This is a genomic window from Rhodospirillales bacterium, from assembly GCA_016872535.1.
In the GTDB taxonomy this organism is placed as follows: domain Bacteria; phylum Pseudomonadota; class Alphaproteobacteria; order Rhodospirillales; family 2-12-FULL-67-15; genus 2-12-FULL-67-15.
In genome coordinates, this window is the sequence record VGZQ01000147.1 from 1 (window position 1) to 3,053 (window position 3,053).

Annotated in this window: 4 protein-coding genes; 2 read left to right on the top strand and 2 right to left on the bottom strand. The window is 64.2% G+C overall.

The annotated features are described in order from the left end of the window. On the top strand, window positions 1-1,112 hold a 1,112-nt coding region (locus tag FJ311_16180), incomplete at its 5' end, for an MFS transporter (GenBank protein MBM3952972.1). Between the two features lie 14 nt (window positions 1,113-1,126). Here the strand turns inward: FJ311_16180 and FJ311_16185 are convergent. Further along, window positions 1,127-1,705 (bottom strand): glutathione peroxidase, encoded by a 579-nt coding sequence (locus FJ311_16185; GenBank protein MBM3952973.1) that lies wholly within the window; start codon window positions 1,703-1,705, stop codon window positions 1,127-1,129. Further along, entirely contained in the window at window positions 1,698-2,432 is a 735-nt protein-coding gene (locus tag FJ311_16190; protein MBM3952974.1) for a sulfite oxidase-like oxidoreductase, read from the bottom strand. Before FJ311_16190 ends, FJ311_16185 begins: the two co-directional genes overlap by 8 nt. Window positions 2,433-2,726: 294 nt before the next feature. Here FJ311_16190 and FJ311_16195 point away from each other — a divergent pair. Continuing rightward, window positions 2,727-3,053: hypothetical protein (locus FJ311_16195; GenBank protein ID MBM3952975.1), on the top strand; the 327-nt coding region annotated here is incomplete at its 3' end.

Consider the following 3,053-nt stretch of genomic DNA (forward strand, 5'->3'; position numbering starts at 1 on the left):
TGCCCTCGATCGCTCCCGAATTCGCCCGCGCGTTCGATCTTTCGCCCGCGTTGATCGGCCTTCAGGTCAGCTTGGTGTATGGCGGCGCGATCATGACCTCGGTGGTGGCCGGCGGCATGGTTCGACGGTTCGGCGCCTGCCGCACCAGTCAGCTCGCGCTCGCGTTCTGGGCCGCGGGCGCCGGGCTGCTGGCATTGCCGACTTTGCTCACGTTGCCGCTCGCCTCGCTCGCGATCGGATTCGGCTACGGAATCACCAATCCGTCCGCCGCGCACCTGATCGGTCGGCTCGGCGCGGCACGCCGTCATGGCAATATCCTGTTTTCGATGAAACAGACCGGTTTCCCCCTGGGCGGCGTACTCGCCGGCGTGCTCGCGCCTCCGGCGACGGTGGCGTTCGGCTGGCAGGCGGCACCGCTCACGGCCGCCGTCGGGTGCTTGGCGCTGGCCCTTGCGCTCCAGGTCGTGCGCGCGCGCTGGGATTCGGATCGGGATCCGTCGGCCAGCTTCGCCGACAGCCCGTTCGCAGGCGCGGTCCTAGTTTGGAAGGATGCGGTGTTGCGGCGGCTCGCGCTGATGTCGTTCTGCTATTCCCTGGCTCAGGTTTGCCTGACCACCTACGTGGTAACCCTGCTGGTGGAGGACGCGGGTTTCGATCTGGTCGCGGCCGGGTTTGTGCTGGCGCTGGTCCAGGCGGCGAGCGTCGGCGGGCGCCTGTTGTGGGGCTGGATGGCGGACCGGATCAGGCGCGGGCTCGCGCTGCTGGCCGCGCTCGGACTGATGATGACCGTGGCCGGGCTCGCGGTCGCGGGGCTGGCCCACACGCTGGCGGCGGGCCCGCTGACGGCGCTTCTGGTCGCGTTCGGCGTTGTCGCCGTCGGTTGGAACGGCGTCTATCTCGCGGAAGTCGCGCGCATTGCCGGAGCCAGGGCCGGCGAGGCGACCGGCGGTTCGTTGGTGGTGACGTTCGCCGGCGTGCTGGTGGGACCCGCCATGTTCAGCATGCTGGTCGGGCCGATCGGCAGCTACGCGGCGACCTTCGCCGTGATTGCCGCTTTCACCCTGGTCGGGACCTGGCTCGTCGCCGTGCGTCATCCCGACCGCGCGCGTTGAAATGCGCCAATCGGTTAGGGCCTGCGTTCCCGGCCGGCGGCGGGGGGCAGCAGCGCCTCGATCGCGGCCGTGACTCGGGGCGCGAGCGGATCGGTCGGCGTCGAAAACCAATCGACCAGCTTGCCGTCGGGCCCGATCAGGTATTTATGGAAATTCCAGCGCGGAACGGCGATGGTGCCGAGTTCCGCCGCCGCCCATTTATAGAACGGGTGCGCGCTCTCGCCCTTGACCGTTTCCTTGGCGGTGAGCGGAAAATCGACGTCGAAATTGACGGTGCAGAATTTCTTGATCTCCGCCTCGCTGCCCGGCTCCTGGCCGCCGAAATCGTTGGACGGCACGCCCAGCACCACCAACCCGCGCTCGCGGTAGCGTTTCCACAATTCCTGAAGGCCGGCATACTGCTTGGTAAAGCCGCATTGGGACGCGGTATTGACCACCAGTACGGGACGCCCCCTGTAGCTCGCGAGCGGCAATGTGCCGCCTTCGATGGCGCGGAAGGCGAAATCGTGGGCATTGGCGGCCGATGCCCCTCGCGGGCGAAGCAATGCGGCGGCGGCGAAGGCGAGCGCGGCGCGTCGGGTAAATTCAGCCATAGCGCTCCTCTTTCCAAGGGTCGCCAATGTTATGGTAGCCACGCAGCTCCCAGAAGCCGGGACGGTCCTCGGCGTGGAACGAGATTTGACGGACCCACTTGGCGCTCTTCCAGAAATAGAGCGACGGGATGACGATCCGCATCGGCCCGCCGTGCTCGCGGGTGATCTCGGTGCCGTTCCAGGAACGGGCGAGCAGCGCGTCCGGCTCGGCGAAGCGCGCGAGCGGCACGTTGGTGGTGTAGCCGTCGTGGGCATGGAACACGACGAAGCGGGCCTCGGGTTTCGGCCTGACGATCGTCAGGAAATCCTTGGTGGCGACGCCGGACCAGCGGCTGTCGTAGAGCGACCAGGTGGTGACGCAATGGATGTCGGCGACGATGTCGCTTTGCGGCAGCGCCAGAAAATCGGCCCACGACCACATGACCGGGTTTTCGACCGCGCCGGTGACGGTCAGCTGCCAGCGGTTCCTGGGCACGTTAGGATGAACGCCGAGGTCGAGCACCGGCCATTTCGTCACCACGTTCTGGCCGGGCGGCAACTTGCGCTTGCCGTCGGGCCGGCGGTGGGGATTGACGGGGGGCGCTTCCTCCGCCGACTGGTGGCGCTTTTCCTGCGCGGCCTTTTCCTTGGAGCGAACGAGTTTTTCCTTGATCGCGCCGAGAATGGTTCCCGGCGCGCCGCCGAACAGCGCCTCGTATTTTTTGTCGTTGTTGTCGTCGAAGCTCATGGTCGATCATTTCGCGCAAATTTCGCGAAAGGGAATCACTTTGTGGCGAGGTGGGAGTCTGATTCCAAGGCAGTTTCGGCTGAATTTCACCCATTTGTGAGTCTAAATATTAAAAGTCTAAAACAAGGAAATTTGTAAGATTTATGATAATTTATATAATAATATCAAATATGTAAAATAAAGATATTGAGTCTAATTAAAATGTCTATTTTTGAATGGAATATGTATAAATAAACTGTTAATTTAGACATTATTAATCGCCGCCACGGACCGGATTTCGGACGCGATCGAACAATGACGGAGCAGGTTTTCACGAGTCGCGAGTTGATGGCGCGGGCCAAGATTTCCCGCGCCACGCTCAACAATTACATTGGCCTCGGCATACTGCCGAAGCCGGAACTCGGCCCGGGCCAAGGGCCGGGTCGTCAAGCGCCGCGCATCGGCCGTTTTCCCGCTTCCGCCCTGGAAACCCTTGCCGCCGTGGAAAAACTGAAGCGCGCCGGACACACCATGAGCGAAATTCCGGCGTTGCTCGCCGCGGGCACCGGAACGGCCGCGCGCGAACCGCGCGCGGCGGCGGCATCGCCGGTCCCGCTCGCCCGGCCGGTCGGCGACGGCCGG